The organism is Photobacterium proteolyticum, assembly GCF_001939735.1.
GTDB lineage: Bacteria > Pseudomonadota > Gammaproteobacteria > Enterobacterales > Vibrionaceae > Photobacterium > Photobacterium proteolyticum.
This window is the reverse complement of record NZ_MJIL01000058.1, coordinates 1-6,114: the sequence shown is the minus strand read 5'-3', so window position 1 is coordinate 6,114 and position 6,114 is coordinate 1. Positions and strand designations below refer to the sequence as shown.

The 6,114-nt window shown below is 34.8% G+C and carries 5 protein-coding genes and 2 tRNA genes; all 7 read right to left on the bottom strand.

Annotation, left to right across the window (positions count from 1 at the left end):
• Positions 1–408: 408 nt before the first annotated feature.
• The 7 genes from BIT28_RS09015 to BIT28_RS08985 all read right to left on the bottom strand — a co-directional run bounded on the left by BIT28_RS09015 (position 409) and on the right by BIT28_RS08985 (position 5,977).
• Positions 409–485, bottom strand: a tRNA-Asp gene (locus tag BIT28_RS09015).
• Between the two features lie 41 nt (positions 486–526).
• Positions 527–617 (bottom strand) — tRNA-Ser (locus BIT28_RS09010).
• A 103-nt stretch (positions 618–720) separates the two neighbouring features.
• The gene (locus BIT28_RS09005) at positions 721–1,674 is read right to left on the bottom strand and encodes a c-type cytochrome (protein ID WP_075763251.1); all 954 of its coding nucleotides are present in this window, start codon (positions 1,672–1,674) and stop codon (positions 721–723) included.
• Positions 1,675–1,709: 35 nt separating this feature from the next.
• Positions 1,710–2,879, bottom strand: a complete 1,170-nt coding sequence (locus tag BIT28_RS09000) for a glycosyltransferase family 9 protein (protein ID WP_075763250.1) — start codon at positions 2,877–2,879, stop codon at positions 1,710–1,712.
• Between the two features lie 1,609 nt (positions 2,880–4,488).
• Positions 4,489–4,680, bottom strand: a complete 192-nt coding sequence (locus tag BIT28_RS30360; RefSeq protein ID WP_083651771.1) for a di-heme oxidoredictase family protein — start codon at positions 4,678–4,680, stop codon at positions 4,489–4,491.
• Positions 4,647–5,048 (bottom strand): di-heme oxidoredictase family protein, encoded by a 402-nt coding sequence (locus BIT28_RS08990; protein ID WP_075763249.1) that lies wholly within the window; start codon positions 5,046–5,048, stop codon positions 4,647–4,649. The genes BIT28_RS30360 and BIT28_RS08990 overlap by 34 nt, the downstream gene beginning before the upstream one ends.
• Entirely contained in the window at positions 5,039–5,977 is a 939-nt protein-coding gene (locus BIT28_RS08985; RefSeq protein WP_075763248.1) for an RCC1 domain-containing protein, read from the bottom strand. The genes BIT28_RS08990 and BIT28_RS08985 overlap by 10 nt, the downstream gene beginning before the upstream one ends.
• Between the last annotated feature and the right edge of the window lie 137 nt (positions 5,978–6,114).

Genomic DNA, 6,114 nt, shown 5'->3' with positions numbered 1-6,114 from the left:
TGCATAGGCTAACGGTTCTCGCTCGACTGAGCCCGTAGAGGACTTTCACCTCCTAGAACAACGCCATGCTCGGCGCACAACAAAAAAGCCTCGTCATTTCTGACGAGGCTTCAGTGTAGTGGCGGAACGGCTGGGCTTGCATTCAAGCGGGGACTCGATGGTCCGGCATTCCGGTCCGCGAAAAGTGCGTAGCACTTTCTGGTGCGTTAAACGAAAAAAGCTNATGCTCGGCGCACAACAAAAAAGCCTCGTCATTTCTGACGAGGCTTCAGTGTAGTGGCGGAACGGCTGGGCTTGCATTCAAGCGGGGACTCGATGGTCCGGCATTCCGGTCCGCGAAAAGTGCGTAGCACTTTCTGGTGCGTTAAACGAAAAAAGCTTGACGCTTTCGCATCAGGCTTAAATCAGTGGCGGAGCGGACGGGACTCGAACCCGCGACCCCCGGCGTGACAGGCCGGTATTCTAACCAACTGAACTACCGCTCCAATTCTGTGTGAAACCCGGCTTGTGCCCAATTTCTAAAATGTGGCGGAGAGATAGGGATTTGAACCCTAGATACGCTACAAACGTATGCCGGTTTTCAAGACCGGTGCTTTCAACCACTCAGCCATCTCTCCGTAAGTGCGGTGAATAATACGGATTTCACTATTTCTTGTAAAGGCCTTTTTAGTAAAAAAACGCCACACGCATAAAACAAGAACACATCGCCGGATATTTGTATTATCGCCGTTTAAGTGAACTTAAGTACGCTGAAATATCAACCATATCCCTATCAGATAACTTAACAACGCTCGCTTGCATAATTGCGGACTGCTTACCTTTCCGCGTGCCTGATTTAAATCCATATAGCTGCCTTAAGGTATAGATACCAAAATTACCCGCAATTGACGGCACACTTTCTGTTCCGGACAGTGTTTGACCGTGACAATCAAAACAAACGCTAGTTCGCCCTGCCCCTGTTTCTACCAACTCCTTGCCGCGGGCAAGACTACCAACTGGCACATAGCTAATATACTTTGCTTTTGGTGATTGAAGCCTGGCTTGTTCAATGTCCTCGGGCACCTCTATGATTCTGTAATCCAGCAACTCCAGGTTCGAGTTATCCGTTATCTGCCGCATCCTACTATTATCGGTGAAGGTCTTAGGTACAAAAGTATCTTCTTTTACGACAATGAATGAGGCGGATACTAAACTAGCAAACCACTTTGCAGCATCCTTTTTTTCTGCCTCACTTAATAACGACGCAATACGATTCATATACCCGGTGTAGTCAAGCCTCTGCCCCGAAGCGAAATCCTCCAATTGCTGTAACATGTATTCTTTGTTCAAACCTGCAAGTGATGAGGACTCCGGTCGGCCAAACCCCGATACTAAGTGGCATGAAGCACAAGCCCACACATCTGGCCGCTTACCATACTTTACAATATTAGGCATAGGTTCATGCTGCATTGGGAACCAGTCTGGTACGCTAAACCTATCATCAACTTCTTCTTGCAGATAGACCATTGGACTACCTGTAATTCTTTTTAGAGTCAGTTGATCATCATGCGCAACTTTCTCACCTATTACTGGTGTCGACCAAACTGGAGCCCCTGGAATACTTATATCAGCCCAAGAACATGTGCATATTATAAAATAACCAAATAACCAACCTAGTTTTGTCAACTCAATCATAGATACGATTCTTACAGTTACTTTAATGTATGGAGCTAAACAGAAATGAGATCTTCTATAGGATTTTCGTCATGGTTAGAGATGATATCGCCATTGCTTATTTTTGAGTTATACAATACTTCACTGTAATTATCAGGCTTTAGTTTTCTATCTTTAATGTCACTAATTATGCTCTTACAGTCAACATTATAGATATCAGTAACATTAAAGCAGTCATTCCCCAACACACCAAATTCTGCAGGGTCTGTTATATTGAAAAGCCCTACGCATGTCGCGCCGGACGCATCGGCGAGATGAAGCGGCCCGGTATCACAGCTAATAAAAGCATCACAACTCCTGAGCACACTTCCTAACAACCTAATATCAGTTGAAGAATATGACTTATTTGAACATGTAAGAGCTTCTTCAATATCCGGACTTAAAATCTCAACCCAACATATTTTATCATCTGTGGCTGCATTGAACTTTTCCAATAATTTTTCCCAGTAAGAGTCAGGTAATACCTTAATGCCTCTTGCCCCTCGGAAATACGCTATAGTTAGTGTTCTACCCTTTATATCAAGTTTCTTTTTTTCTTCAAGCCCAAACGTTAACTCATCATCACTAAATGATAACTGATGGCAATAATTACTAATCCCTTTATCTCGAAGACTTTCAATGATCTCAAGTGACATTAAGGCTGAATGTGGTCTGGTTTTTTTAAGTTTGACGCTATGAGAAAAAACACCTTTACACTTTTCATTATATGGTGAGATTTTATTCTTAGATCTCAGCATTGCCGCTAATACAGTATCACCAGCAGAGCTGTTGGGTAAAAGTATCATACTAAAAGTTTCTTTCTTAAGCTTTAATATTAGCTTCAATGTCGATAATATTTTTACAAAAGACAGTTCTGAATAGAATATATTGTCAACACCAATATTATCAAAAAATTGTCCTTGCCATTTTTCGTTTAACATCAAAGTAATTTTGGCATTAGGATAATCTTTCCTTACTTGGCGTACAAATGGGATCATAAATAGGACATTACCAATACGCTTATTGTTTCTTATTATTAATATTGATTTAATGTCTTCCTCGCTAACCAATGTGTCCTGCAAATCATTTTTATTATTGAAAAGATGATAAAAGCCAGGCTCCAACCCTGACATCTTCACTCTTCTCCACTTATCAAACTTGCGTAAAAAATCCTTTATAACAAGCATAAAACCACCAAACTTAAAAACATACAAAGAGGGCAAAAAACCACAAACGCAATTAACAATTAACAATTAACAATTAACAATTAACAATTAACAATTAACAATTAACAATTAACAATTAACAATTAACAATTAACAATTAACAATTAACAATTAACAATTAACAATTAACAATTAACAATTAACAATTAACAATTAACAATTAACAATTAACAATTAACAATTAACAATTAACAATTAACAATTAACAATTAACAATTAACAATTAACAATTAACAATTAACAATTAACAATTAACAATTAACAATTAACAATTAACAATTAACAATTAACAATTAACAATTAACAATTAACAATTAACAATTAACAATTAACAATTAACAATTAACAATTAACAATTAACAATTAACAATTAACAATTAACAATTAACAATTAACAATTAACAATTAACAATTAACAATTAACAATTAACAATTAACAATTAACAATTAACAATTAACAATTAACAATTAACAATTAACAATTAACAATTAACAATTAACAATTAACAATTAACAATTAACAATTAACAATTAACAATTAACAATTAACAATTAACAATTAACAATTAACAATTAACAATTAACAATTAACAATTAACAATTAACAATTAACAATTAACAATTAACAATTAACAATTAACAATTAACAATTAACAATTAACAATTAACAATTAACAATTAACAATTAACAATTAACAATTAACAATTAACAATTAACAATTAACAATTAACAATTAACAATTAACAATTAACAATTAACAATTAACAATTAACAATTAACAATTAACAATTAACAATTAACAATTAACAATTAACAATTAACAATTAACAATTAACAATTAACAATTAACAATTAACAATTAACAATTAACAATTAACAATTAACAATTAACAATTAACAATTAACAATTAACAATTAACAATTAATCATTATCAAGCCTTGGAGGTGAAATTTATGTAAAAATAGTGATTACCAGATTGAGAAAATAAATAGCCAAACAAGATTAACACCCCACACATATGCAACAACACCCTAAAATCTGCATGGCTAAGTAATAGTCAGAAGAGCAATAATAATTATTAAATTATACAGTGGTAATGAATATTTTACTCTTTGTTTCACTTTTTTTTCACACGAAAGGCAATATATTAAATGTTACATAAGCTTTAGGTTTGTGTATACTAGCATTAAATTTGTTTTGGAATCTTCCAAGCCGTTATCATAACGGCTTTTTTTTAAATAATCAATATTTAGTCTTGATATCTTTTATTTAACTTTGGTAACCACCAAAAAACTCAACTTATGGTCATTTATAGCAATACAAAAAAGTCTTTATAAGATAAATTATTAAGCAAAGTAGATTTAGCTTTATAATAGTTATTGTTAACAATAAAAAGACACTGATATTGAGGATGTGTTTACCTGTATTGACTCTATTTATCAAAGCTTAAACTTATCATTACCTTAAAAAAAAGAGATAACATACAAATTCATTATGCTATCTCTTTCATTTTATTTATATATAAAGCTCGCTAAATATTTTTACTTTCCATTATTTGTTAATATTTACTAAATTGAACGTAAAAATGAGATTAGCAACACTTTATCAGTTAAAGCAATAAAGTTTTCTTTCGAACTGGCTCCTTCACCACCATGCCATAATATTGCACTTTCAATATTATGTGCTCTTCCATCATGAAGAAAACGGCTTTGGCCATCACCTTCAATTAAACCCAACCCCAAAGCGGCGGCGTTCTCCACTCAGTAGGCTCTGCATTTCCTTCTTTAGCTCCATCACTAAGGCCTACTCCCATATCATGCAATAGTAAGTCAGTATACGCATAAAACTTCTGATTATTCAGAATAGGAAAACGTTCAAAGGTGCCTGTTGATAAAGTTTCACGATGGCACGATTCACAACCTATATCCTTAAATATCTGTGAACCTTGATTAAAAGTTTCAAGGTTATCAATACGCCTTGAAGGAACAGCAAGAGCAACCAAAAAGTCATCTATAGCGTCTAAAACTGAGTCAGAAACTTCTGGTTCACCTCCAGATTCTAAAAGCGTACATATACCCTGGCTCTCAGTACAGGGCTCTTCAGGATGAAAGCTGGATGTTAAGCCCATGTCTTGGTAAGTGTAAGGAGTTGTGGAGAATCAAAACTATCTGATGAACTATTGCCTAACTGTCCTTTATTATTTCGTCCAAAGCTATAAACATTACCGTTAGTATCCAATACCAACATATGATAATAACCGCGCACAATGGCAACTATACTATCTAAGCCATTAATCTTTTGTGGTGAATAATTATTCCCTTCTTCCAAAACGCCATCATCTTCCCCTAACCCTAGCTGTCCATATTTACCATAGCCCCAAGTCCATACATTTCCATTACTATCAAGGGCAGAAGAACTATTTTGATTAAAAGCCAAAGAGACAAAAGAAACTTTCTTACCATTATCATTAATATTCAACACATGAGGAGTATCTGGATGTGAATCATCAGCTAGTGTACTCGTGAAACCTAGACCAGATTGACCATAGTTATTACGCCCCCAAGTCCATAGTTGCTCATCAACAATTACACCAGAGTGCGCACCGCCTGCTGTAGCTTGCTTTCCAAAATATACAGAGTCAGAAAAGGACGATATATTTCCTAAATTATCAGTTGCTATAATTTCGTACTTATTTAATCCCGCAATTAACTCAAGTTTTGTATCAAATTCTACGCCATTAAGAATTATATCACTCTGAATTCCATTTGCATTAATAACTAGAGATTTAATACCATCATCATCATCTGAGAAACCTTGAACATGAATAATAGAAGATTTAACACTTCGACCATTTCTTAAAAGGTCAACTTCAATTCTAGGCCCAACACCATCATTAAAGTCATTCCCATTAGAAATATTTTCTTTCACTTCATCTGACTGACAAGCTGTTAATGCTGTAAATACACAAACGGCTAGATAGTTATTTGTTTTTTCATAGACACCAAACCGATAATCATTATTGTTCTCAGGAGCATTATCGTTTGAGCGGCGAAACATTTCAATATGAAACAGTAAAAAAATAGTTATTTATAAAAATCACGAGCTAGATAAAAGTAAGCGGGTGTTCCCACCCACCTAGCTATTGAACGGGCGTATTGCTATAAGGCAAGAGATCACTGACATCACTCCCTTCT